Here is a 24,601-nt window from a genome sequence, read left to right on the forward strand (position 1 = left end):
TCGACGGGACCGTGCGGCGGCGCGTGCGGTACCCGACCGGGCACATCCCCTCGGCGGCGGAGGCGGTGGCCATCGCCGCGGCGGTCGTCGACGGACTGCGTCCCGACCTCGCCGGGGCCTCGCGCGTCGTCGGGATCGGCGTTGCCGTGCCCGGACTCGTGCGGGAGGAGGACGGGGTCGTGCGGCTCGCTCCCCACCTGGAGTGGGCCGAGGAGCCGTTCGCCGCCGAGCTCGCCGCGGCCACGGGGTACCCGGTGCTCGCCGCGAACGACGCGAGCCTCGGTGCCAACGCCGAGCGCCTGTTCGGCGCCGGCCGTGGCGCGAGCGACCTGGTGTACCTGAACGGCGGCGCCTCGGGCATCGGCGCCGGGGTCATCGTCAGCGGGTCGCCCCTGACCGGCATCAGCGGCTATGCGGGTGAGCTCGGGCACACCCTCGTCAACTCCGCGGGCGTCCGCTGTCACTGCGGAGCCATCGGCTGCCTGGAGACCGAGGTGAGCCAGAGCGCCCTGCTGCGCGTCCTCGGCATGGAAGCGGCCGACCCGGAGGAGCTCGACCGGGCGCTCTCGGCGGCCATCGCCGCGGGCGACCCGGCCGTGGCGGAGGAGGTCGACCGGCAGGTGGGGTTCCTGGCGACGGCGCTCCGCAACGCCACCAACGTGTTCGACCCGCAGCTCATCGTGCTCGGCGGGTTCCTCGGCGCGCTGCACGCGCTCGACCCCGATCGGCTGCCGCGGCTGGTCGGCGAGCAGGCGCTCGCGGCGAGTGCGGAGCGGCTCTCGATCGTCCGTGCGGGGCTGGGCTCCGACATCCTGATGATCGGCGCCGCCGAGCTCGCCTTCGGCCCGCTGCTGGCCGCCCCCGCGTCCTGACCGCGTTCCGTCCGCATCCCGTCGCTCCCTGGGCGTCCGGCCTGCTCAAGATGTGGCGCAAATGTGTGTTTTGGCGCCGCCATAACGCACATTTGGCGCAAATCTGCGCCCTGGGAACGCCTGCAGGAGATTTGGCGCACATCTCGGCGAGGAGAACGTGATGTGCACGTTCACATCGAGGGGCTGTACGGTATAGAGTTTGTTGTAGTCGATCAATCGAATCGATTCGAACCACACTCCCGACAGCACCGCTTGCGCGCGGTGCTGTTCGTGCGTCCGACGGCGGGCGCGACCCGCATCCACCTCGACCTGCCAAGGACCCTCTCGTGACCACCGTCGTGCATCCCGGAGACTCGCTCTCCGGCCGCCAGCGCCTCGCCTACATCCTGATCCTCGGCGCGCTCACCGCACTGGGCCCGTTCACGATCGACACCTATCTGCCGGCGCTGCCGACCCTGCAGAACGACTTCGACGTCTCGACCGCGGCCATCCAGCTGACCCTCACGGCCACGACGATCGGCTTCGGCGTCGGGCAGCTGCTGGTCGGACCGTGGTCGGACAAGATCGGCCGCCGCACGCCGCTCATGGCCGCGACCGCCGTGCACATCATCGCCTGCCTCGCGGCGGCCATCGCCCCGAACGTCGAGCTCCTCGGCGTCGCGCGGGCTCTGCAGGGCATCGGCGCCGCGGCGGGCGGCGTCGTCGCCATGGCCATGGTCCGCGACCTCTTCGGCGGCCGCCCCCTGGTCCGGATGCTGAGCCGCCTGGCGCTCGTCAACGGCCTCGCCCCGGTGCTCGCCCCCGTGCTCGGCTCCTGGCTGCTGCTGGTCATGCCGTGGCGCGGCATCTTCGTGGTGCTCGCCTGCTACGGCGCGTTCGTCATCATCTGCGTCGCCCTGTGGATCGTGGAGACGCTGCCCAAGGCGCGCCGCCAGGATGCGGGGCACTCGACCGTCGGCCAGCGCTACAAGGCGGTCCTCAGCGACCGCGTGTTCGTCGGCATCGCGATCGTCGGAGCCGCCAACTTCACCGGCCTGTTCTCCTACCTGTCGTCGAGCTCGTTCATCTTCCAGGAGATCTACCGGTTCAACGCGCAGGAGTACGGCCTGCTGTTCGCGATCAACTCCATCGGAATCATCATCGGCGTGCAGTCGGCCGCACGCCTCACCAAGTACGTCGGGCCGCAGTGGATCCTGGCGTGCTCCACCATCGTGATGTTCCTGTCCTCCGTGACCATCGTTGTGCTCGACCAGTCGCACGTCGGACTGTGGGGAACGGTCATCCCGCTGTGGTTCTTCATCGCGGCGTGCGGGTTCGGCTTCCCGTGCGTCCAGGTTCTCGCGCTCAACGGCCACGGCCACGAGGCCGGGACCGCGGCCAGTCTGCTCGGCGCGCTGAACTTCGGCATCGCGGGCATCGTGTCGCCGGTCGTCGGCATCCTGGGCGTCGGCAGCGCCGCCCCGATGGGAGCGGTCATGGCCGTCTGCGCGCTGGTGTCGATCGCCTCGCTCTGGATCGTGGTGCGGCCGCGGTCGGTTCCGCAGCTGGCGCACTAGGTGCACTGACTCGGCGCCGGCCGGGCACCTAGGCGGCCCATGCCGCCGCGGGTACGTTGGACCGCATGACCGTACCGCACCCCGCCCCGCCGTCCGAGGACGCCGAAGGACACGACGTCGTCAAAGCGGCCCGCGTCGCGCGGAGGTGGCCCGTCGTCGCCGGCTCGGTGGCCGTCGTCGTCGTGGTGGGCCTCGGGCTGATCATCGCCCTGCGGCCACGCGAACCGTTCGCCATCGATGCCGAGTGGATGGGCGAGATCGTCGAGCACCGCTCCCCGCTCTGGCTGGGCCCGGCGCTGTTCTTCAACTACGCCGGGGGCAGCATCATCGGATCCGTCGTGATCCCGGTGCTGATCTTCCTGCTGCTCCTGGCGTTCCGCAGGCCGTGGGGCGCCGCCTTCTTCGCGATCGCGAGCGTGCTGTCCGTGGTGTGCGTCCAGGTGCTCAAGCACACGGTCGGACGGGCACGGCCGACGGAGATCCTCGTGCACGCCGACACGGGTTCATTCCCGTCCGGGCATACGGCGAACGCCGCCACGATGGTGGTCGTGCTCGGGATCCTGTTCCCGCGGGTCTGGGTGTGGTGCGTCGGCGTCGTGTGGGCCGTCCTCATGGCCGTCAGCCGCACGTACCTCGGCGCCCACTGGATCAGCGACACGATCGGCGGGATCCTGCTCGGTGCCGGCGTCGCCGTCATCGTCTGGGCACCGCTCGCTCATCGCCTCGCGATCGAGGCGACGCAGCCGCATCCGTTCTGGCTCGCCCGGCGGCACGCGCCAGTAGAGTGAGCCGCATGAGCGACGCGGACGCGCTGGCGAAGGCGCAGGCGGAAGCACGGGCGGCGGCCGATGAGGCCGAACGGCTGCAGGCGGAGGCGGCCGAGGCGGTGCGCCGGGCACAGGAGGCATCCGCCGCGGCGGAGGCTCAGGCTGCATCACTGCGCGAGGCGGCTGCGGCAGCGCAGGCGGCTGCCTCAGCGGCTGCAGCAGCGACCCCGGTATCCGGGCCCCTGGACGCAGCATCCATCGAGGCCGTCCGCGACGGCTACGCGTTCGACGGCGACGTGCTCGAGTTCGGCGCACTCGTCAACGGGGATCCTCTTCCGGACGTGCCCATCCGCATCCCGATCGCCATGACCAACCGCCACGGGCTCATCGCCGGGGCGACCGGCACCGGCAAGACCAAGACGCTCCAGGTGCTCGCCGAGCAGCTCTCGGCAGTGGGCGTCCCGGTGTTCGCGGCCGACATCAAGGGCGACCTCTCCGGGGTCGCGACCCCGGGCGAACCGAACGAGAAGCTGCTCGAGCGCACCAGGGGGATCGGGCAGGACTGGACCCCGCACGCGGCGACGACCGAGTTCTTCTCGCTCGGCGGCGTCGGGCGCGGTGTCCCGATCCGCGCGACGGTCGCCGGATTCGGGCCGCTGCTGCTGTCGAAGGTGCTCGGCCTCAACGAGACGCAGGAGTCGAGTCTCGGCCTGGTGTTCCACTACGCCGAGCAGGCGGGCCTGCCGCTCCTCGACCTCGCCGACCTGCGCGCCGTCCTGACCTACCTGGCGAGCGACGACGGCAAGCAGGAGCTGTCGGGGCTGGGCGGTCTGTCCGGATCGACCGTCGGTGTCATCCTGCGCGAGCTGATCGCCTTCGCGGACCAGGGCGCGGACGCCTTCTTCGGCGAGCCGGAGATCGACACGGCCGAGTTCCTCCGCATCGCGCCGGACGGCACCGGCGTGGTGAGCCTGCTGGAGCTACCGGGCGTGCAGGACAAACCGGCCGTGTTCTCCACGTTCCTGATGTGGCTGCTCGCGGACCTGTTCAACGACCTGCCCGAGGTCGGCGACCTCGACAAGCCGAAGCTGGTGTTCTTCTTCGACGAGGCGCACCTGCTGTTCCGCGATGCGTCGAAGGACTTCCTCGCGGCGATCACGCAGACCGTCCGCCTGATCCGCTCGAAGGGCGTCGGCATCTTCTTCGTCACCCAGACGCCGAAGGACGTGCCGTCCGACGTGCTGGCTCAGCTGGGCTCGCGCGTCCAGCATCAGCTCCGCGCGTTCACGCCCGACGACGCGAAGGCGCTGAAGGCGACCGTGTCGACCTACCCGACTTCCGGCTACGACCTCGCCCAGGTGCTGCAGTCGCTGGGGACCGGCGAGGCCGTCATCACCGTGATGAACGAGAAGGGAGCGCCGACGCCCGTCGCGTGGACGCGCCTGCGCGCCCCGCGAGGCTCGATGTCTCCGGCGCCCGAACAGCAGGTGGATGCGACGATCGCCGCATCGCCGCTGCAGGCGGCCTACGGAACGCCGCTCGACCGCGACTCCGCCCGCGAGATGCTCGGACGCAAGCTGGACGCCGCCGCGGCCGCCGCGGCCAAGGCGGACGCCGACGCCGCCGCCGCGAAGGCCGCCGCAGAAGCACAGAAGGCGGCGGAGGCGCAGGCGAAGGCCGACGCCAAGGCGCGGGAGGCGGCCGAGCGGGCGGCACAGAAGGAGTACGACCGCATCCTGCGCCAGACCTCCCCGCGGTCCACGAGCCGTCGCACGTCGTCCGGCTCGTCGAAGACGGTGCTGGAGCAGGTGCTCGGCTCGAAGGCGACCCGAGACATCCTGGGCGGTGTCGTCGAGGGCATCTTCGGCACGCGCCGTCGGCGCTGACGCCTGCGCGCTGACGCAGGGGGTCTGACACCCGTGGGCCGGATCGCCCGGGTCAGAGCCCGAGGAGCGCCCGCGCGCGCAGCGCCACACCGGCAGCAGCGGTCGCCTCTCCGCCGTCCTGCTCCGACCACACCGCCGAGAGCGCGCCCCAGGCGAGCGCCCAGCGCAGCACCCTGTCCTCCGTCAGCTGCGCCTCCGCGGCGATGACCGCGACCGTCCGCTCCAGGCGGCCCGGCGCGAGCGCGGTCGCGGCATCCGGATTGCAGAGGATGTTGGCGACGTCGAAACCGGGATCGCCGTGCAGCGGCTTGGGGTCGATCGCGAGCCATCCGCGCGACCCGAAGTCCAGCACGTTGCCGTGGTGGAGGTCGCCGTGCAGCACGACGTCTCCGGCGGGATGCCGCAGCAACTCGTCCGCGACCCGCACGGCGACGGCGTCCAGCTGGTCGCCTGCGCCGGGCGCCTCCCCGCGGCGCAGCAGCTCCCGGAACCAGCGCCGGAGGTCGAACAGGCCGTCCGGGCGGGGCCCCTTCCCCGCTGCGTGCAGACGACGACCGGCCCGGCACAGGATGCGCGTCGCCTCGTCGTCGCCCTCCGGCCCCGACCGCGACAGCTCCGCGAGGTCGCCCGGACCGGTCGCGCGCTCGAGGAGCACCGCGTCCGCATCCGCCTCGATGACGGCGGCGGCACCGTCTCCGCTCCACCAGGCGATCACCGCGCCGCCCGCCCGCTCTTCGCCGGACGCGGCCAGCTTGAGGAAGAGCGGGTCCGCATCGCGACGCACCGGCTGCACGACGCTCGACGGGGTGGCGAACGCCGCGCCGTCGGGTTCGAGGCGCCAGCGTTCGCGCCAGGGCGCCAGCGCGGCCTCGGGCCCGGTCACCCGCGCCCCTCTGCGGCGGCGTACGTCCCCGGCGTCGACCCGACGACCGACGTGAAGTCGCGGCTGAAGTGCGCCTGGTCGGCGTAGCCCAGCTCGGCGGCGAGGGCGGCGAGTGCGGGAGGTTCGCTCGATCGGAGTGCCGCGGCCGCCTCCTGCAATCGGTACCGCTGGATGAGCCACTTCGGGCCGAAGCCGATGTGCCCCGCGACCAGCCGCTGCAGGTGGCGGACGCCGAGCCCGAAGCGGTCGGCGAGCTGCTCGACCCGCAGCAGTTCGCGGTCCTCCTCGACCGCCGCCACGATGCGGTCGACCAGGCGGGCGTCGTCATCCGGTTCGGGGAGGCGGTCCAGCCAGGCCTCGAACGCCGCGATCGCGCCGGAGTCGTCGTCGTCCGCCATGCGGTCGCGGACGGAGGCGACCATCCCGGCCGCTCCCTCCCGGACCGTCAGCCGGTCGAACGGCAGGACCGGCGGCACGCTGCGCATCGACGCTCCGGCCCATGCCCGCGAGACGCCGGGACGGAGCAGGATGCCGAGCGCCCATCCCGAGCCCTCCAGCGTGCGGGACCCCCGCCCCCGGCCGGCGCGGTACAGGGCGGCGGACCGCTCCTCGACGACGAGGTTCGCCGTCGGATACTCGAGCACGTCCTGCCGCACGGTCGCGCCGTCCGCGAGCTGCCAGCGGGGGAGCCAGTAGTGCCGGACGAACAGAGCCGAGCGGCCGTCCGCAGCGCGCCGTGCGATCGCCACCGGCGGCGCGGTCGCCGCCGGGGCGACGCGGCTCGGCGTGAGCAGGCCCTTGCTGCGCGGCTCGACCTCGGTGCGCGGCGTCACCCTGCCATCCTGGCATGCGCCCGCGGGCGTGGGGCTTCGCGGCCGGGCGCCGCGGACGGGTTCAGCGCCCGAGCGGGATGCGTTCGAACCAGTACAGCAGGCGCGGCCAGGCGCGGCGGAGCTGGCCGTGCGTCATCGGCTCCTCCGGCCGCGTGACGGGAACGTCGAGCTCTTCCGCGACGCGCTCCATGTCGTCCGCCGACCAGAACTGGCCGCGCATCCGGATGAGCAGCCGCCCCTCCTTCGACGCCACGAACAGCTGGGGCAGGACGTCGAGGGTGCTGCGTTCGTAGACCTGCACCAGGATCACCGCGCCCGCCTCGCCGTGGCCCACCCGGACGGTCCGCCCGAAGAATCCGCGCTCGCGCACGCCGTCCGGCCCGTAGCCGATCGTCGTGTTGAGGAACGACGCGACCCCCACCACCGTCGCCGCGATGACGACGAGATGAGCGACGAGCACGAAGACCCAGGCGCCGGACGGGATGGTCAGCCAGTACAGGACGGCGAACACCGGAGTGGTGAGCGCCAGCACCGCGACGATGCCCCGGGTGAACAGGTGCCGGTGCGGGCGGAGGACGGTCTCACGGGTCGCTGCCACATCCGTCCCCACCTCGGCCTGCTCACTCACCAGACGAGCCTTTCTCAATCCGGGAGGCTCCGGTAGCGGCATTTTGGGGGACACCCGTTCGCGGGGCGGTCGGGTGTCCCGCGGGGTCACCCGGCTGCGGTGCGCACCAGGTCGCGGATGCGCTGTTCGTCCTCCGGGCCGAGGTCGAGGATGGCGAAGGCCGTCGCCCACATCGTGCCGTCGTCGAGCTTGGCCGGATCGTTGAACCCGAGCGTCGAGTAGCGGGTCTTGAACTTCGACGACGGCTGGAAGAAGCAGAACGTCTTGCCGCCGATGGCGTAGGCGGGCTGCCCGTACCAGAGCTTCGGCCAGACGTCCGGGACCGTCTCGGTGACGATCGCGTGGATGCGCTCGGCCAGCGCCCGGTCGTGGTCGGGCAGCTCGGCGATCTTGGCGAGCAGGTCGCGGGTGTCGTCCTCGCGCGTCGTCTTGCCCTTGCGCGCGGTCTTCACCTCTTTCGACCGCTCTTTCATGGCGGCGCGCTCCTCCTCGGTGAACGCGGCGGAGCTGGATGAGGACTCGGTTGTGTTCGTCATGCCTCGACCGTAGAGCGGGACGGGTGCACAGCGCTTCTCCGAAACTGCTCACCTGGCGCTCCTGGCACTCGCCGTACCGTCGGAGATATCGCCCCACGCCGACCGTGAGTACGGTGGACACCGTCCGCAACATTGGCCGGGAGGTACGAGGTGCGCATCCAGGACGCCATGGCCGCCGAATGCAGCGGCGGGCACAGGCGGAACACCGACCGCCCGCTGTGCAGCGCCGCGTGAGCGCTCTGCCCACCGACGCCGAACGCCGTCTGGCCCTGCGGCGGATGAAGGTGTTCGCGACGAGCCTGCTCGCCGTCGCGGCCGTGGTGTTCGCGGTCGCGTTCGCGCTCCAGGACCACTATCCCTGGCTCGGGTACGTGCGCGCCGCCGCCGAGGGTGCGATGGTCGGAGCGCTCGCGGACTGGTTCGCCGTGACCGCGCTGTTCCGGCATCCGCTCGGGCTGCGCATCCCGCACACGGCGATCATCCCGACCCGCAAGGACGAGATCGGGGCCAGCCTCGGCGAGTTCGTCGAGACCAACTTCCTCTCCGACGCGGTCGTCGCCGGCAAGCTGGGCACCATCGACCTCGCCGGAGCGGTGGCCGACTGGCTCACCGAGCCGCAGAACGCGCGTCGAGTGGTGGCGGAGTCCTTCCGCGGCATGACCGGGCTGGTCGCCCTGCTCGACGACGACCGGATGCGCGAGGCGCTGGAGGCGGTCGTGCGCACGCACGTCGTCGCACCGGTCTGGGGCCCGCCGCTCGGCCGGCTCGGCGCGCGGGTGCTCGACTCGGGCGGTCACCACGAGGCCGTGGATCTGCTGCTGGACCGGCTGGACGAGTGGCTCGCGGCGAACCCCGAGGCGTTCGGGCCGGTGGTGTCGCGTCGGCTCCCGTCGTGGTTGCCGTCGTTCGTCGACCGCCTGATCGACGAACGCCTCCACGCCGAGGCGCTCCGGTTCGTCCGCGAGATGCGCGAGGACCCCGACCACCGCCTCCGGCGCTCGCTCGACGAGTACCTCGCCCAGCTCGCCGATCGGTTGCAGCACGACGAGGCGACCATCGACCGGCTCGAGCTGGCGAAGGGTCGCGCCTTCGACGATCCGCGCATCCGCGAGCTGGCGGCCTCCACGTGGACGGCGGCACGCTCCGCCGCGGTGGATGCGCTCTCGGACGAGGACGGCGAGCTGCGCCGCCGCGCGGAGGCCGTCGTCGCCGATGTCGCCCGGCGCGTCCTCGCCGACGACGACCTGCGGGCGTCCCTCAATCGGCGGCTGACGGACGCAGCGCTGCACCTGGTGACGAGCTATCGCAGCGACATCTCGCACGTCATCACCGAGACGGTGCAGTCGTGGGATGCGGCCGAGACCACCGAGAAGATCGAGACCCAGGTGGGACGCGACCTGCAGTTCATCCGCATCAACGGGACGGTCGTCGGCGCGCTCGCCGGTCTCGCGATCTACGCCGTGGCGACGGGAGTCTCGGCGTTCCTGTAGCGCTGCCGTCGGGCGGCGATCATCGCCGAGCGTCGCTCCCATCGTCCGGTCCCATGACCTTCTCGAAGCGGAACATCAGGTCGTCCTCGCCCGATTTCCGGGGATCGTCCGCCGGACGATCGGGCTCGGGGTGGTACGGGTTGAAGAACTCGACGATGTCGAAGCCGCACACGTTGACATAGAAGTGGATGTTGCGGGTCTCGAAGTGCGGCGTCATCGTCTCCCAGACGCGTGTCTCCGGGTGCCGTCGTTCGGCCGCCGACCAGGCCCGGCGGCCCAGTCCGAGGGAATGATGTTCCGGGTCGATGAAGAAGAGCTCGAGGCCGTTGCGGTGGTCGGCGGGATCGATGCGGAGCACCATCCCGCCGACCCTCTCGCCGTTCGCTGTGACGTGCAGGACCTCGGACTCCGGAGCGTCGAAGCACTCCCGCAGTTCCCGGTCGGAGGGAATCGGCTCGTCGTCCGGCCGGTGGTGCGGGTCGTCCTTCAGCGCGAGGGCGAAGGCGGTCTGCAGTCGCCGGCCGAGGTCCGGGAGGTCGTCCGTCGACGCCGGGCTGAGGGCGACGTCGATGTGAGGCGTGTCCGTCATCTCAGACATCGCCCCAGTCGCTGTCCATGCCCCAGTCCGACTCGGCGTCGTGACTGTCGGCTTCGGAGCCGTTCTCGCCGGCCGGCGGCGTGAACATCCCGGAGATCCCCTGGGCGAGCAGGACACCGCCCGCGACACCCGCCGCACCGGCTGCGGCGGTCTTCAGGAAGCTGCCGCCTCCCCCTGCCGGGCGCGCGCCGTCGGCGCTCCCGGAGGCCTGAGACGGGCGCGCGCCGAACAGACCGCCCCACCGTCCCCGCTGCTCGGGGGCCGCGGTCGTCGCCGGCACGGCGTCCGACGCTCCCTGGAACGCGGGCCCGCCGGACGCAGCGCTCTGCTGCCCGGCGAGCGCCTCCTTCTGAAGCAGCACGGTCTGGACCAGGAAGTAGAGGGCGTCCGGCTGGCTTCCGATGAGCTGGTTGATGAGCTGTGCCGCCTCCGGGTCCTTCGGGATGGGCGCCGCGTTGCGGACGGACTCGGCGAGGTCGACGATCAGTCGGATGTCGGAGTTCTGCATGGCTGTTTCCTCTCGCAGGTGAGCGTTGGCACCGCCGTGGCCGGTCGGTTGCGCTGAGTCCATGCTCGCTGCGCGACGGCCTGAGAGGACCCGCCGTCCGGCGGGAGACGGTCCCCGCCCGGGGGGCCGGGCGGGGGAACGTGGAAGGACGAGGGAGCGAGACCTCGGGCGGACGCCTCGACTCCTGGACGGGACAGCCCCAGTACGGGATACGCCACAGCGAAACCGTCCGTCAGGCCGCCGATCAGCGCCCCGGCGCCGTGACCGCCGCGATCGAGCTCGCGCAACTGTGTGTTCATTCCGGCGGCGCGTGCGGCCGTCGCGAGCCTCCGGGCCACCTCGAGGTAATGCGGATCGTCCTTCGCGGCGGTGAACACGGCTGTCGACCCGGGGAACTGCCGCATGCTGAGCAGCGTGACGGGCTTTTCCCGCTCCAACCGGTCTCGGTCTCCGCCGAACAGCGTCGTCAGGGCGTGAGCCGGATTGCTGGCGCCCGGAAACTCCTCGCCCGACGCGCTGATGATCGTGCGGAACAGTTCCGGGTGCTCGGCTCCGAGCGAGATCGCGCACTGACCGCCGTTGGAGTAGCCCGCGACCGTCCAGAAGCGCGGGTCCGGCAGGACGTTCAGGTGCGTCCGCATCCACGGGATCACGTCTTTCAGGAGGTAGGTGCGCGAGCGTCCGTACGCGGTCGAGTCGACGCATCCGGTGTCGGCGACCTTCTCCCCGGTCTGGTCGGCGACGAGGACGATCGGTGCCAGCCCGTTGTTCTTGGCGGCGTAGGCGTCGAGGACCCGGCTGATCGGACCGGGGTCGGGACTTCCCGGCTGGCCCATCAGCATCAGGACGACGGGGAGGCGCGGCGGATGGGGAACGAGCGCGGCCGGCGGCAGGTAGACGCCGGCCGGTCGCGCCGCGAATCCGCTGGCCGTGTTCGGGATGGACGCGGTGCCCGTCCTCCCCGCGCTCGGCATCTCCGCCGGCGGGTGCCACGTCTTCCACAGAGGTGAGCCCGCCGACGGGGTGACCGCATCGTCTGAGGGCGGAGTCAGGTGGATGGGACTGTTGACGACGACGTTGAGGAGGTTGCCGAGGGTTCGATTGATGCCGAACTCGGCGTTGATCGCGAAGACCCCCGCGACCGCGACCGCGATGACGGTCACCGCCGACACCGCCCGCCGCAGGGCGCCGCGCCGGACGAGGCTGACCATGGCGATCGCGACTCCGGCGAGAGTCGCGGCGAGCCAGGCGTACGTCGGCAGGCCCAGGCCGCCTCCGAACAGATCGAGCCACCGGACGCAGATCAGCCAGAGCGCGACCGCCGCGAGGATCCCGACGACGGCGGCGAGCACCGAGAACAGCAGCCAGCGGCGGCTCGGGCGCCACAGCAGCACGGCGAGGAGTCCCGTGGTCGCGGCGAGGTACACCAGCACCGGCGCCGGTCCGGACAGCATGTCGACCTGCAGGACGGCAGCCCGCACGGACGCGAAGAGATCATCCACCACGCCAGCCTCCCGGCGGGCGGCGGATGTCGCATCCGGCGAGGGGATGGGATCACACGCCGATCGGCGGCGGGATTCCCGCCGTTCGGCGGCTCAGCCCGAGGGTCGGCCCTGATATGGAGCGGAGGTGCTGTGCGCGCTCCTGAACAATGGCGGAGAATGGGGGATTCGAACCCCGGTGTGGTGCTGTGCGCGCACCCGGCGGCGCATCCTGAATAGTTGGCGGAGAATGGGCGATTCGAACCCCGGTGTGGCGCTGTGCGCGCACCCGGCGGCGCATCCTGAACAGTTGGCGGAGAATGGGGGATTCGAACCCCCGAGGGCTTGCACCCAACACGCTTTCCAAGCGTGCGCCATAGGCCACTAGGCGAATTCTCCTGGTCGTCGCCTTCCGCTGTCGCGGCCGGCGGCTCCCAGTATCTTACCCGAACGCCGGAGGGCCTCGCGCACACGGCTCCCACCCGCACCCGCTACACTGGTTCCCGGCTCCCCACGTGGCGCCATCCAGGCCAACTCCCCCAGGGCGGAAACGCAGCAAGGGTAACCGGGCTCTGGCGGGTGCGTGGGGAGTCTTTCCGTGTCCAGCCGCGGGTCACCGCCGCCGCGTATATTGTGGCCAGCAATGCCGGAGCTTCTACGCCCTGTAGAATGATCCGTGTCTTCCGTGGAGCGCTGGATGGACGGGGTGCCGCATGACCGAGCAGCTGACCGAGCTGGCGACCGAGGCATACGTCGTGGGCTTCCCTCTCGTGTTCGACCTGGAGCAAGTCGCACGGTTCACCGAGGCGGGCATCGGGTCGGTCGCCTCCACTCCCTACAACTCTTTCGGGCACGCGCGCGAGCTGGCCGGGCCGGGTGACACGTTCGTCTCGATCAACAACGACACCGTGTATTCGATCGCCCAGGTAGATCTGGGCGTCGGGCCCGTGAAGCTCACCGTCCCCGCTACCGGTGACCGCTACTTCGTGCTGCAGTTCGTCGACGCCTGGACCGACAACTTCGCGTACATCGGCACGCGCTCGACCGGGGGAGGGGGTGGCGAGTTCCTGCTCCTGCCGCCCGATGCCGACGAGGGGGCCGACGACGCCGCAGGTCTCCCGACCGTCCGCTTCCCCACGCGCGTCGCCACGATCGTCGGGCGGTGGGCCGTCGACGGCGCCGACGACCTGCCCGCGGTGCACGCGCTGCAGGATGCGCTCACACTCACCCCGCTGCACGAGACCCTCGTCCCGCCGGAGGGAGTCCCGGCCGTGGACGGGGGCCAGGGCGAGGCGCTCGACTTCTTCGAGAAGCTGCGCGTCTGGTCGCAGGCCTTCCCGCCCGCGCCGCGCGACCGCGCCGCGCTCGACTCGTACGCGCCTCTCGGACTGGTGAGCCCGTACCCGATCGCCGAGCAGCCGGAGGGCGTCCGCCAGGCCCTCGTCGACGGGTACGCCCTCGGCAAGGAGGCTCTGGAGTCGGCGTTGCGCACCTCCGGCACGCTGATCGACCACTGGATGGTCAACCTCCACGTCTTCGACTACAACCTCGACTACTTCGAAGTGGGCGCGATCGACTCCCCGGAATGGAAGCTGACCGACCCGCGGACGCGATACGCGACCCGGGCCGGCGCGGCTCTGGGTGGCCTGTGGGGCAACCACGCCTACGAAGCGGCCTACATCATGACCTACGAGGACGCCGACGGCGAGCCGCTCAGCGGCGAGCACGTCTACCGGCTGCGGCTCAGCCCGACACCGCCGGTCGGCGCCTTCTGGTCACTGACCATGTACGACCTCCCGCACTACTACCTCGTCGCCAACCCGATCGACCGCTACTCGGTCGGCGACAGGACCCGCGGGCTCGTGTACGACGACGACGGAGGACTGACCATCACGATGAGCGCCACCCGACCGACCGACGAGAAGGCGGCGGCCAACTGGCTGCCTGCGCCTGCCGGACGCTTCCGGCCCATCCTCCGCCTGTACCTGCCGGGCGACGAGGTGCTGGACGGGCACTACCGGATCCCGGCGATCGAGCGGATCGGCTGACGTGGCGCGCTCCATCTACATCACCTCCGCCGAGGGGCACACCGGCAAGTCGACCGTCGCCCTCGGCGTTCTCGAGTCGCTGCGCCACTCCGTCGAGCGCGTCGGCGTGTTCCGGCCGATCGCCCGCTCGACCGACGAGCGCGACTACGTGCTGGAACTGCTGCTCCAGCGGATCACCGCGGACATCTCGTACGAGGACGCCCTGGGCGTGACGTACGAGGACGTCCACGTCGACGCCGATGCGGCGCTCGCCGAGATCGTCCAGCGCTTCCGCGCGGTGGAGGCGCTGTGCGACACGGTCGTCATCCTCGGCTCCGACTACACGGACGTCGGCAGCCCGACCGAGCTCGGCTACAACGCCCGGATCGCCGCGAACCTGGGCGCGCCCGTGCTGCTGGTGCTCGGCGGACGGATCGGACAGGGCTTCGGCGAGCGTCTCGGCCAAGCCGACCCGCGCTCGCCGGAGGAGCTCCGCCAGCTGGCGGAGATCGCCGTCGCCGAGCTGCGGGCCGAGCACGCCGGGCTTCTCGCCGTCATCGCGAACCGTGCGGACGCCGGGATGCTGGAGCCGATCGTCGCCGCCGTCGGCTCTGTGGTCGGCGCCGCGGCGGCCGCGGCGGGCAGCGCGGACCGGCCGCCGGTGTGGGCCATCCCGGAGGACCCGTTCCTGGTGGCGCCGAGCATCCGCTCCATCATGGAGGAGACCGGCGCGACGCTGATCGCCGGGGAGGAGGGCCTGCTCACCCGCGAGGCGCTCGGGGTCGTCGTCGCCGGCATGTCGATGAACAACGTGCTCCCGCGGCTGGTGGACGGCGCGGTCGTCGTCGTTCCCGGCGACCGCACGGAGGTGCTGCTGGCGGTGCTCATGGCGAACGCCTCCGGCACCTTCCCGTCCGTCGCCGGCATCGTCCTCAACGGCGGGTTCGACCTGCCGGAGCCGATCGAGCGGCTGCTGGCCGGCCTGCGCTCGCCGTTGCCGATCGTGCGGACGGGGCTCGACACCTACGACACCGTCGTGCGGATCACGCACGCGCGCGGGCGGCTCGCCGCGGACTCGCAGCGCAAGTACGACACGGCGCTCGCCCTGTTCGAGCGGCACGTCGACGCGAGCGCCCTGCTGGCCCGCCTGAATGTCTCCCGCCACGATGTCGTCACCCCGCTCATGTTCGAGTACGACCTGATCGAGCGCGCGCGGGCGGCGAAGAAGCACATCGTCCTTCCGGAGGGGGAGGACGACCGCATCCTGCGCGCCGCCCACACCCTGCTGGCGCGTGGAGTGGCCCGGCTGACCATCCTGGGCGAGCCGTTCGAGGTGAAGTCGCGCGCGATCGAGCTGGGACTCGACCTCTCCGGCGCCGAGGTGCTCAGCCCGTTCGACGATGTGCTGCGTCTGCGCTTCGCGACGGAGTACGCCCGGCTGCGTGCGCACAAGGGCATCACGGTCGAGCAGGCGTCGGACACGATCACGGACACGTCCTACTTCGGCACGATGATGGTGCACCTCGGACTCGCCGACGGAATGGTGTCCGGCGCCGCGCACACGACGGCGCACACCATCCGGCCGGCCTTCGAGATCATCAAGACGACGCCGGGGGTGTCGGTCGTCTCCAGCGTGTTCCTGATGGCCCTCGCCGACCGCGTTCTCGTCTACGGCGACTGCGCCGTCATCCCGGACCCGACCTCCGAGCAGCTCGCCGACATCGCCATCTCGTCCGCCCGCACGGCCGAGCAGTTCGGGATCGAGCCGCGCGTCGCGATGCTGTCGTACTCCACCGGGGACTCGGGCGCCGGGGCGGACGTGGAGAAGGTGCGGACCGCGACCGAGCTGGTGCGCGAGCGTGCGCCGCAGCTCGCGGTGGCCGGTCCCATCCAGTACGACGCCGCGGCGGATGCGGCCGTCGGCGCCGCGAAGATGCCCGGATCGGAGGTGGCCGGACGGGCGACCGTGTTCATCTTCCCCGACCTCAACACCGGCAACAACACGTACAAGGCGGTGCAGCGCAGCGCGGGCGCCGTCGCGATCGGCCCCGTGCTGCAGGGCTTGCGGAAGCCCATCAACGACCTGTCCCGTGGGGCGACGGTCGACGACATCGTCAACACCGTGGCGATCACCGCGATCCAGGCGGCGCTGTCATGAGCGCTGTCCTGGTCGTCAACAGCGGCTCGTCGTCGTTCAAGTACCAGCTCATCGACAGCGAGACCGAGAAGTCGCTGGCCTCCGGCCTGGTGGAACGCATCGGGGAGTCGAGCGGGCATACGACGCACCGCGGCCCGAACGGCACGAGCGAGCGGTCGCTCGAGATCCCGGACCACACCGTGGGGTTCCGCGCGATGCTCGACGCATTCGCGGCGGAGGGCCCGAGCCTCGACGAGAACCCGCTGGACGCGGTGGGCCATCGCGTCGTCCACGGCGGCAAGCGCTTCTTCGAGCCGACGATCGTGACGCCGCTCGTCGAGATCAACATCGAGGACCTCTCCGACCTCGCTCCGCTGCACAACCCGGCGAACCTGGAGGGCATCCGCGCCGCGAAGAAGGCGTTCCCCGACGTCCCGCACGTCGCCGTGTTCGACACCGCGTTCCACCAGACGCTGGCGCCGGAGGCGTACACGTACGCGATCGACGCCGAGCTGGCGGAGCGTCACCGCGTGAGGCGGTACGGCTTCCACGGCACGTCGCACAAGTACGTGTCCGAGACCGCTGCCGCCTACCTCGGGCGCCCGCTCGGCGAGCTGCGCCAGATCGTGCTGCACCTGGGCAACGGGGCGTCCGCGTGCGCGGTCGACGGCGGGCGCTCGGTGGAGACCTCCATGGGGATGACGCCGCTGGAGGGCCTGGTCATGGGCACCCGGTCCGGCGACCTCGACCCTGCGGTGCTCATCCACCTCGCACGGCGCGCGCAGCTGTCGACGGACGACCTGGACGAGCTGCTGAACCGCCGGAGCGGGCTGCTCGGCCTCTCGGGGCGCGGCGACATGCGCGACGTGCGCCGGGCCGCCGGTCGCGGGGACGATGCAGCCGCGCTGGCGCTGCAGGTGACGGTGCACCGCCTGAAGCACTACATCGGCGCCTACACCGCCCTGCTCGGGCGACTCGACGTGCTCACCTTCACGGCCGGCGTCGGCGAGAACGACGCTGCGCTCCGCGCCGAGGTGCTGTCGGGGCTGGAGGTGCTCGGCATCCGGCTCGACCCCGAACGCAACGCGACCACATCGCGGGAGGCCCGGGTCATCTCCGCGGACGACTCGGCCGTGACGGTGCTGGTCGTGCCGACGAACGAGGAGCTCGAGATCTCCCGGCAGTCGCTCGAGGCGGTCCGGGGAGCGACCGGGGGCTGACGGGAGCGGAGGCTATGCGGCGACGGCGCGGCGAGGGCGAACGGCACGGGATGCCGCGACGCGTCTCCACCGCGCGCCGCACGAGCCGGCCGGCCCGGATCGCGGCCGTGCTGGCCTCCGCCCTCCTCGCGGTGACCGTGCTCGCCGGATGCGGCGCCGCGGACCCGGGAGCGGGCGCGCGCTTCGTGACCTCTCCGCTTGTCCGCTACAGCGCCGTGCTGTGGCCGTTCCCGCTGCAGCTGGTCGGTGCCGAGCCGGGCGCGCGGCTGCGGCTGACCGCGCGTCTCGCCACGGTGCACGGGACCTGGACGTCCGCCGCGACCTACACGGTCCCGGCCTCGGGAACCCTCGACCTGGCGGCTGCGCGGCCGCAGCTCGCCCCCTTCACCGAGCCGGACTCGGCCGGGCTGTTCTGGTCGCTCCGCGGTCCGCGGCTGTCGGGCGAGGAGGCGGCACGGCAGTGGATGCTCGACACCATCCACGTCACGATCGCCGCTTCCGACGCCGGCAGGGTCATCGCCACCCGGGCGTTCGAGCTGGACGGACTGGCGTCGACCCTCCCGGTGCGGACGATCTACACGCGCGACCTGCGACCGGCCATCGATCCGCGCCTGCCGCGGCAGACGCACGAGGACGTCGCGCTCGCCACCTTCTACAGCGCGGCGAGCCTGGAGCACCCGCAGACCCCGGTCGTCCTGATGTTCGACGACGCGCGGCCGGGGGCGTCCGGGGACTACGTGGCACCGGTGATCGCGCAGTTCGGCGCCTCGGTGCTGCTGGTGCCGGTCGCGGCCGCGGCGGACGGCGTCCGCTCGACCGGCATCATCGCGGACACCACGGTGCAGGCCGTGTTCGACTGGCTCGCGGATCGGCCCGATATCGAGCAGGACCGCGTCTATCTCTATGGCACCGGCGCGGCCGAGCAGGTGGCCGTCTGGGCGGCCACCCGGTTCCCGTCGCGCATCCACGGGCTGTTCGCCGCCGGGGGGACACCGGCGCTGCTGTGCCTGCCGGCCGCACGCGTCGCGCCGGTCTTCGAAGGCGAGTCCGGCCTGCCCTGCCTCTCCGACGCCGGCACGGTCGTCCCCTCCGCCGTCCCGTCCATCGACGTCGTCGACGGCCCGGTCGTCCTCGCGTGCGGTGTGCAGGATGCCACGCTCCCGTCGGCGTGCGGGTGGCAGCGCGCGCTCGCCGCCACCCGGGTGCCGCGCCCCGGCGACCGGATCATCTACGCCGACGGTGCGACGCATCCCGTCAGCGTGCCGCCCGGCCTGCCGATCGCGCTGCCGGCGACCGGTGGCCAGCCGACCGAGAAAGCCCGCATCGCGTTCTGGAACGCTGTCGGCCGCGATCTGCTCCGGGCGGTGCTGGGATGACGCGGCGCGGGAGGGTGGCGCGGTTGCTGCGCATCGCGGCCGCCGGAGCGGTGGCGGCCGTCGTCCTCTCCGGGTGCGCGCCGGGCTCGGGCGGCGGAGCCCGGTTCGTCTTCAGCCGGTTCGGGGACGGCATCACCCAGCCGGTCGGCATCCAGGTCAGCGGACTCGAACCGGGAGAACCCGTCGTGCTCACCGCGCGGGCGCACTCCTCCTCCGGCTCGTGGTCGTCGCGGGCGGTCTACGCGGTGCCGCCCAGCGGGAGCGTCCGGCTGTGGTCGCAGGAACCGGCGGCGGCGCCCTACCCGCGCCCCGACGGGTCCGGTCTGCTGTGGAGTCTGACCGGACCCTCGCTCAGCCAGCAGCAGCTGGAGGCGCAGTGGGCGTTCAGCCCGCTCGACATCCGGTTCTCTGCGGAGCAGGGAGGCCACCAGGTGGCGTCCGGCGAGCTCCACCGCGCCGCGCTCTCGGCGGGGACGATCAGCCGGGACGTGCTGGGGAGCGACCTGATCGACACGGGCGATCCGGAGGCGTCCGGTCTCGCGCCGACGGCCAGCATCGGGACGCTGGTCGACTCCGTGCCGACGCCGGTGAGTCTGCGGCCCGGCGTCATCATCATCGACGGCGACGACGGGGGAGCGTCCGGGGCGTTCGCCTCCCGCGTGATCGCGTCGGCGGGCTTCCCGGTCGTCATCCTCCCGGCCTTCGTCCCGGCCGGCCGCATCCCCGGCTCCGCCGCCCTGTCGGTGGAGACCTTCGACGCGGTGCTGACGTGGTTCTCCTCCCTCCCGGTCGTGGATGAGGGACGCGTCTTCGTGTACGGAACCGGCCGGGCGTCGTCGCTGGCCCTGTGGTTCGCCGCGAACGATCCGGAGCGGGTGCACGGCGCGTTCGCCGCCGCCGGCGCGACGGCGCTCCAGTGCACATCCTCCGCGGGCAGCCCTCTGCTCATCGAGCACGGGAGGGCGCTGCCGTGCGCCAACCCCGAGCGCACCATCGCCGGCACCGACATCCTGCCGCTGCAGCGCATCAGCGGGCCGCTCGTGCTCGCGTGCGGCACCGCCGACCGGCTGCTTCCCACCGCCTGCGACTGGACGCGGGCGGGAGAGCAGGCGCGCGGCGACGAGCCGGGGGACGCCTTCCTCTACTCCGAAGGCGCCGGGCACGACATCACCACCCCGCCCCTGCTGCCGATCGGGCTGAGCGATCTCTCCCCGGCGACGGCACAGGCGACCGAGGATGCGCGCACGGCGTTCTGGCAGGTCGTCATCGCGAAGCTGGCGGGGGCGATGCGGCCGTGAGGCGCGTGCTGGCGGGGGTGGTGCTGTCGCTGCTGGTCGCATCGCTCGCCGGATGCGTCGCCGCGCCGGGCGGTGCGGGGCCGCGCGTCGAGATCAGCGAGGAGCCGAGCGGTGTCTGGGAGCCGGTGCACGTCCGTCTCGTCTCTCTGCCGCCCGGCGGCCGGGTGACGGTGCGCGCGACGGCGCGATCCGGTGCGGCGGCGGGTGAACGGTGGAGCTCGCAGGCCGTCTACGGCGTCCCGTCGTCCGGCGTCGTCGACCTCGACCACGACGTTCCGGTGGAGGCCCCGTTCCGCGGAGCGGATGGGATGGGGCTGTTCTGGTCGCTGCAGAGCGATTCCGGCAGGGAGGCGACGTCTCCCCATCTGTGGGGCGGGACGACCCTGACGGTCGACCTGGAGGCCGTCGTCGACGGGCGCCGCGTCGCGCTCCGCCGGCTGCATCGCGTCGGCCTGTCGTCCGTCGCGCCGTCGCGGGCGGTGTTCGACGACGGCATCACGGGCGACTACTTCGAGCCGGCCTCGGCCTCCGCAGCGCCCCGGCCCGCGGTGCTGGTCTTCGACGGCACGGAACCCGACGTGCAGACCGGCGTGCTCTCGGCGGCCACCCTCTCGGCGATGGGATACCCGGCCCTCGCGTTCTCGACGTACGGCTCGGCGGGGCAGCTCGGGCCGGTCCGGACGCTGCCCGCCGAACGCGTCGTCGCCGCGCTGAACTGGCTGCGGTCTCAGCCGGGGGTGGATGCGCGGCGCGTGTTCGTGTTCGGGGCCTCGCGCGGTGCGCAGCTCGCGCTGTGGACGGCTGTCGCGCATCCCGAGCTGGTCTATGGCGCCATCGCCCCGGCCGGCACGACCGGATTGGTCTGCCCGTCGCCCGTTCCCGGCCCGGCGATCACGGTGGGCGGGTCGTGGGTGCCGTGCCTCAGCGGCACCCACGAGGTCACGGCGGCCGCGGTGCTCGACCTCGGTCGCATCCCCGGTCCGGTGGTCCTGGGATGCGCCGGGCAGGACGAGCAGCTCGACAACGGCTGCCGGTGGCTCGACGCGGCGGCCGATGTGCGGCCGGCGCGCGGGGGAGACGCGTACGTCCGCGCGCCGCGGGCGACGCACAGCTTCTCGCTGCCTCCGTACACGCCGCTCGACTTGCCCCCGGCACCGCAGGCGCAGCCCACGGAGGACGCCAGGGTCGCCCTGTGGTCGGCGATCGGGCGCGCGCTCGATGTCCGCGGGCCGTGATCTCCGCGGACCCAGCCGAATGTCGGCGGCGATGAGTAGCATGTGTGAGTGGTAACCGCCCTGTATCGCCGCTATCGGCCCGACACCTTCGCCGAGATGATCGGCCAGTCTCAGGTGACGGAGCCGCTGATGACGGCGCTGCGCACCAATCGGGTGAATCACGCCTATCTGTTCTCCGGTCCCCGCGGCTGCGGCAAGACCACGTCGGCCCGCATCCTCGCCCGCTGCCTGAACTGCGCGGAAGGTCCCACCGACACCCCGTGCGGAAAGTGCGCGAGCTGCATCGAGCTGAGCCGCGACGGCGGCGGCTCCCTCGACGTTGTCGAGATCGACGCGGCCAGCCACAACGGCGTCGACGACGCGCGCGACATCCGCGAGCGGGCCATCTTCGCCCCCGCCCGCGACCGCTACAAGATCTTCATCCTCGACGAGGCGCACATGGTCACCCCGCAGGGCTTCAACGCCCTGCTCAAGATCGTGGAGGAGCCGCCGGAGCACGTGAAGTTCATCTTCGCGACGACGGAGCCCGAGAAGGTGATCGGGACGATCCGCTCCCGCACCCACCACTATCCGTTCCGGCTCGTCCCTCCCGCGCAGATGCTGGAATACGTGCAGAGCCTGTGCGACAGCGAGGGCATGACGGTCGCACCGGGCGTCCTCCCGCTGGTGGTGCGCGCGGGCGGCGGTTCGCCGCGCGACACCCTCTCCCTGCTCGACCAGTTGATGGCCGGCTCCGAGGGCAGCGCCATCGACTACGAGCGGGCGGTCGCGCTCCTCGGCTACACGCACGCGGCGCTCCTGGACGACGTGATCGACGCGATCTCGGCGCGGGATGCCGCCGGCGCCTTCGCCGCGGTCGACCGCGTCATCCAGACCGGACAGGACCCGCGGCGGTTCGTCGAAGACCTCCTGGAGCGTCTGCGCGACCTGATCGTCGTCGCCGCGACGAGTGTCGAAGGGGCATCGGCGGTGCTGCGCGGCGTCCCGCAGGACGAGCTCGACCGGATGGGCGTGCAGGCGATGAAGTTCGGCGCGGCCGAGCTGAGCCGCGCCGCCGACATCGTGAACGCGGCGCTCACCGAGATGACCGGCGCGACGTCGCCGCGGCTCCACCTGGAGCTCATGATCGCGCGCGTGCTCGTGCCGTCGAGCGACGAGAGCGAGCGGGGAGCGCTCGCTCGCGTGGAGCGTCTCGAGCGCCGCGTGGGCGTGAGCGACGCCATCGGATCCGAGCCCGGTCGTGCCGAGCCTGCTCGTGCCGAGCCTGCTCGTGCCGAGCGGGCGGCGCCTCCCGCTGCGCCGAGCGCACCGGTCGCGCCGCAGGAGCCGGCCCGTGCCGCAGCCCCGTCGGCCCCGTCCGCTGCACCGACGCCTGCTCCGTCCGCCGACGCTCCCGCGGCGGAGACGACGGCAGCCGGACCGGCCCCGTCGCAGACCGCCGCGGCCGCGCGCGCCGTCGGCGAGCAGGCAGCTGCGGAGCAGACTCCTGCCGCGGATGTCCCGGCACCCGAGCAGACCCCCGCAGCGGCGGCGGAGAAGCCGGCTCCGGCCGCGGCCCCGGTCGGCCCCGTCAGCACGCAGCAGGTGAAGGACGCCTGGCCGCAGATCCTCGACGCCGTCCAGCGTGCGAAGCGCAGCGCGTGGATGGTCGTCTTCACCGCGCAGGTGCGCTCCCTGAACGGCGATGTCCTGTCGCTGTCGTTCCCGAGCGACAACGATGTGCAGAGCTTCCGGCAGCCCGACGCCGCCGGCGCCCCGGGCGTCAGCGAGTACCTCCGCCAGGCGATCGTCGACGTCCTCGGCATCCGCGTGAAGTTCATCGCGAAGGCCGACTCGGCTCCCGGTTCCGGCGGATCGCCCCGCCCCTCCGGCGGTGCGCCCGCCGCCCCGGCGGCCGAGTCCTGGCCGGGTGCTGAGCCCGCCGCGGCGAGCACGGCGGTGCCGGGCGCGCGCCCGGCACCCACGCCGGCATCCGTCCCGACCGCTGCACCAGAGACGCGCGAAACCGCGCCCACGCGGTCGGCCGCGACGGCCCCCTCGGACGCCACGGCTCCCGCATCGGTGGTCACCGAGTGGGCGACGGTCACCATCCCCTCGTCGAGCGAGACCGCCGAGGCTGCCGCAGCGGTGACGTCCGCGGTCGTGACCATGGAGCGTCCGGCCACGCCCGCCGCTGCCCCGCAGGCGGCGGCTGCACCGGCCGCGCCCGCTGCCCCGCCGAGCGATCCCGCTGCCCCCCCGAGCGCCCCGGAGGAGCCGCCGTACGACGACGTCCCCCCGCCGGAGATCGAGCCGCCGTTCGAGCCGCCGGTGCCCGAGGAGCCCGCGGGCGACTGGGCCGCCGGCCCCTCCGCGACGGCGGTCGCTGCGCCGTCCCCGGCGGCGTCCGCGCCGACCGGCGAAGCCGCGCCGTCCGCTGCCGGACGCCCCGCGCGCTCGTCCTCCGCCCCGGCGGCGGGCTCCCGCACGCCGACCTTCCAGCAGCCGCAGCGCTACGGCGAGGCGGTGGTGCGCGAGATCCTCGGAGCCACCTTCATCGAGGAGCAGCCAGCGCCTCCGACCCCGGGGATGAGGTAGCCGGTGTACGAAGGCATCGTCCAGGAGCTGATCGACGAGCTCGGGCGGCTGCCGGGCATCGGCCCGAAGTCCGCTCAGCGCATCGCGTTCCACATCCTGCAGACCGAGACGTTCGACGTCACGCGCCTCGCCGAGGTGCTGCTCGAGGTGCGCGACAAGGTGCGCTTCTGCGAGATCTGCGGCAACGTGTCGGAGGAGGTCACCTGCTCCATCTGCCGCGACCCCCGGCGCACGCCCACCCTGATCTGCGTGGTCGAGGAGGCGAAGGACGTCGTCGCGATCGAGCGCACGCGGGAGTTCCGCGGCCTGTACCACGTGCTCGGCGGCGCGATCAGCCCGATCGACGGCGTCGGCCCCGACGACCTGCGCATCCGTCAGCTGATGCAGCGGCTCGCGGACGGCACGGTCCAGGAGGTCATCATCGCCACCGACCCGAACCTCGAGGGCGAGGCGACCGCCACCTACCTCAGCCGGCTGCTCACCACCCTCGAGATCCGCGTCACGCGGCTCGCGTCCGGCCTGCCGGTCGGCGGCGACCTCGAGTACGCCGACGAGGTCACGCTCGGTCGCGCGTTCGAGGGCCGCCGCCAGGTCTCCTGACCCCCGCACCGCTCGCCGAGTCGTGAGTCGTGGCCGGAATTCCCCGCGAGTGGTGAGCAGATGCCGCAACTCGTGGAGGCCTGTCCACCGGTG

Annotated in this window: 20 protein-coding genes, 1 tRNA gene and 1 other RNA gene; 14 read left to right on the plus strand and 8 right to left on the minus strand. The window is 72.3% G+C overall.

The genetic code is table 11. The features are described 5' to 3' along the window. The 4 genes from BJ963_RS00005 to BJ963_RS00020 form a co-directional block, all read left to right on the plus strand. Positions 1–872, plus strand: an 872-nt coding sequence (locus BJ963_RS00005; protein ID WP_179453685.1) for an ROK family protein, incomplete at its 5' end; no start/stop codon positions are given. Positions 873–1,198: 326 nt separating this feature from the next. Further along, the gene (locus BJ963_RS00010; RefSeq protein WP_089913639.1) at positions 1,199–2,428 is read left to right on the plus strand and encodes a multidrug effflux MFS transporter; all 1,230 of its coding nucleotides are present in this window, start codon (positions 1,199–1,201) and stop codon (positions 2,426–2,428) included. Positions 2,429–2,493: 65 nt separating this feature from the next. Beyond that, complete coding sequence (locus BJ963_RS00015; RefSeq protein WP_179453687.1) at positions 2,494–3,216, plus strand: phosphatase PAP2 family protein; 723 nt, start codon at positions 2,494–2,496, stop codon at positions 3,214–3,216. A 5-nt stretch (positions 3,217–3,221) separates the two neighbouring features. Further along, on the plus strand, positions 3,222–5,081 hold the full coding sequence (locus BJ963_RS00020; protein WP_179453689.1) for a helicase HerA-like domain-containing protein: 1,860 nt from the start codon (positions 3,222–3,224) through the stop codon (positions 5,079–5,081). 52 nt (positions 5,082–5,133) lie between these two features. On the opposite strand, the gene BJ963_RS00025 is transcribed toward BJ963_RS00020, so the two are convergent. From BJ963_RS00025 to BJ963_RS00040, 4 genes are all read right to left on the minus strand, one after another. Then, positions 5,134–5,964 (minus strand): aminoglycoside phosphotransferase family protein, encoded by an 831-nt coding sequence (locus BJ963_RS00025; protein ID WP_179453691.1) that lies wholly within the window; start codon positions 5,962–5,964, stop codon positions 5,134–5,136. After that, a complete protein-coding gene (locus BJ963_RS00030) occupies positions 5,961–6,797 on the minus strand; it encodes a helix-turn-helix domain-containing protein (RefSeq protein ID WP_179453693.1) in 837 nt (278 codons plus the stop codon). Before BJ963_RS00030 ends, BJ963_RS00025 begins: the two co-directional genes overlap by 4 nt. A gap of 61 nt (positions 6,798–6,858) precedes the next feature. Continuing rightward, positions 6,859–7,425 carry a hypothetical protein gene (locus BJ963_RS00035; RefSeq protein ID WP_343037193.1) on the minus strand — a complete coding sequence of 189 codons (567 nt, stop codon included), beginning with the start codon at positions 7,423–7,425 and terminating at the stop codon, positions 6,859–6,861. 86 nt (positions 7,426–7,511) lie between these two features. Then, entirely contained in the window at positions 7,512–7,961 is a 450-nt protein-coding gene (locus BJ963_RS00040) for an iron chaperone (protein WP_089913628.1), read from the minus strand. Between the two features lie 179 nt (positions 7,962–8,140). Here BJ963_RS00040 and BJ963_RS00045 point away from each other — a divergent pair, with 179 nt between their 5' ends. Continuing rightward, on the plus strand, positions 8,141–9,451 hold the full coding sequence (locus BJ963_RS00045) for a DUF445 domain-containing protein (protein WP_179453695.1): 1,311 nt from the start codon (positions 8,141–8,143) through the stop codon (positions 9,449–9,451). Positions 9,452–9,470: 19 nt separating this feature from the next. On the opposite strand, the gene BJ963_RS00050 is transcribed toward BJ963_RS00045, so the two are convergent. The 4 genes from BJ963_RS00050 to BJ963_RS00065 form a co-directional block, all read right to left on the minus strand. Continuing rightward, on the minus strand, positions 9,471–10,049 hold the full coding sequence (locus BJ963_RS00050; RefSeq protein WP_218856987.1) for a GNAT family N-acetyltransferase: 579 nt from the start codon (positions 10,047–10,049) through the stop codon (positions 9,471–9,473). Continuing rightward, the gene (locus tag BJ963_RS00055; protein WP_179453697.1) at positions 10,042–10,557 is read right to left on the minus strand and encodes a DUF2076 domain-containing protein; all 516 of its coding nucleotides are present in this window, start codon (positions 10,555–10,557) and stop codon (positions 10,042–10,044) included. The genes BJ963_RS00050 and BJ963_RS00055 overlap by 8 nt, the downstream gene beginning before the upstream one ends. Then, positions 10,533–12,059 carry an alpha/beta hydrolase gene (locus tag BJ963_RS00060; RefSeq protein ID WP_343037194.1) on the minus strand — a complete coding sequence of 509 codons (1,527 nt, stop codon included), beginning with the start codon at positions 12,057–12,059 and terminating at the stop codon, positions 10,533–10,535. Before BJ963_RS00060 ends, BJ963_RS00055 begins: the two co-directional genes overlap by 25 nt. Before the next feature lie 290 nt (positions 12,060–12,349). Further along, positions 12,350–12,437, minus strand: a tRNA-Ser gene (locus BJ963_RS00065). Between the two features lie 103 nt (positions 12,438–12,540). On the opposite strand from BJ963_RS00065, the gene ffs reads away from it, so the two are divergent. From ffs to recR, 9 genes are all read left to right on the plus strand, one after another. Next, an RNA gene (ffs, locus tag BJ963_RS00070) (signal recognition particle sRNA small type) lies at positions 12,541–12,637 on the plus strand. Positions 12,638–12,751: 114 nt separating this feature from the next. Next, positions 12,752–14,086 carry a DUF1254 domain-containing protein gene (locus tag BJ963_RS00075; protein WP_179453700.1) on the plus strand — a complete coding sequence of 445 codons (1,335 nt, stop codon included), beginning with the start codon at positions 12,752–12,754 and terminating at the stop codon, positions 14,084–14,086. Between the two features lies 1 nt (position 14,087). Beyond that, positions 14,088–16,223, plus strand: a complete 2,136-nt coding sequence (gene pta, locus BJ963_RS00080) for a phosphate acetyltransferase (protein ID WP_179453702.1) — start codon at positions 14,088–14,090, stop codon at positions 16,221–16,223. Then, positions 16,220–17,422, plus strand: a complete 1,203-nt coding sequence (locus tag BJ963_RS00085) for an acetate/propionate family kinase (protein ID WP_179453704.1) — start codon at positions 16,220–16,222, stop codon at positions 17,420–17,422. The genes pta and BJ963_RS00085 overlap by 4 nt, the downstream gene beginning before the upstream one ends. 14 nt (positions 17,423–17,436) lie before the next feature. Further along, positions 17,437–18,798, plus strand: coding sequence for an acyl-CoA thioesterase/bile acid-CoA:amino acid N-acyltransferase family protein (locus BJ963_RS00090; RefSeq protein WP_179453706.1), 1,362 nt, complete (start codon positions 17,437–17,439; stop codon positions 18,796–18,798). 14 nt (positions 18,799–18,812) lie between these two features. Continuing rightward, positions 18,813–20,096 carry an acyl-CoA thioesterase/bile acid-CoA:amino acid N-acyltransferase family protein gene (locus BJ963_RS00095; protein ID WP_343037195.1) on the plus strand — a complete coding sequence of 428 codons (1,284 nt, stop codon included), beginning with the start codon at positions 18,813–18,815 and terminating at the stop codon, positions 20,094–20,096. After that, positions 20,093–21,331 (plus strand): acyl-CoA thioesterase/BAAT N-terminal domain-containing protein, encoded by a 1,239-nt coding sequence (locus BJ963_RS00100; protein ID WP_343037196.1) that lies wholly within the window; start codon positions 20,093–20,095, stop codon positions 21,329–21,331. Before BJ963_RS00095 ends, BJ963_RS00100 begins: the two co-directional genes overlap by 4 nt. A gap of 48 nt (positions 21,332–21,379) precedes the next feature. Next, on the plus strand, positions 21,380–23,908 hold the full coding sequence (locus BJ963_RS00105; protein ID WP_179453710.1) for a DNA polymerase III subunit gamma and tau: 2,529 nt from the start codon (positions 21,380–21,382) through the stop codon (positions 23,906–23,908). Between the two features lie 3 nt (positions 23,909–23,911). Continuing rightward, complete coding sequence (recR, locus tag BJ963_RS00110) at positions 23,912–24,508, plus strand: recombination mediator RecR (protein ID WP_089913595.1); 597 nt, start codon at positions 23,912–23,914, stop codon at positions 24,506–24,508. Positions 24,509–24,601: the final 93 nt, after the last annotated feature.

The sequence above is a fragment of the Leifsonia soli genome (genome assembly GCF_013408745.1).
GTDB lineage: Bacteria > Actinomycetota > Actinomycetes > Actinomycetales > Microbacteriaceae > Leifsonia > Leifsonia soli.